General features: G+C 45.6%; 1 protein-coding gene. It reads right to left on the reverse strand.

Annotation, left to right across the window (positions count from 1 at the left end; translation table 11 throughout):
* The coding region (locus tag R7190_RS29630; RefSeq protein ID WP_318138174.1) for a DEAD/DEAH box helicase at positions 1-515 on the reverse strand (515 nt) is incomplete at its 3' end.
* Between the last annotated feature and the right edge of the window lie 46 nt (positions 516-561).

Genomic DNA, 561 nt, shown 5'->3' on the forward strand with positions numbered 1-561 from the left:
AACAAGGTTTGGGGAATATTCAGTTCTCGCTGATATTGCGGCAACTTGAGGTAATCCGGACGGAAGTTATGTCCCCACTCAGAGATACAGTGCGCTTCATCGACTACCATCAAAGAGATTGGCACTTGACGAATGAACTCGCGAAAGCGCTCGTTTTTGAGGCGTTCGACAGAAATCATCAAAATTTTGATTTCACCGTTTTTGACTCCAACCATTACGCATTGCGCTTCTTCTCTGCTTTGGCTGCTATCAATAGAAGCGGCGGCGATCCCTTTGCTTTGCAAAAAGCTCAGCTGATCTTTCATTAGTGCCAGTAATGGCGAGATCACTAAAGTGAGGTTTGGCAGCATGGTGGCGGGGAGTTGATAACAAAGAGATTTGCCCGAGCCCGTTGGGAATATTGCTGCTGCAGAGTAACCATCCATGACCGATTCAATAACTGGTTGTTGGCCTTGGCGTAATGAGTCAAAACCAAACACGGATTGAAGCGTTTGTAGTAACTGGGTACTTTGCATGTTAGGGAAACCTTTCTTCGGTGATAGACTAGGGTACATTAACATA

The organism is Vibrio sp. 1078-1 (assembly GCF_033340475.1).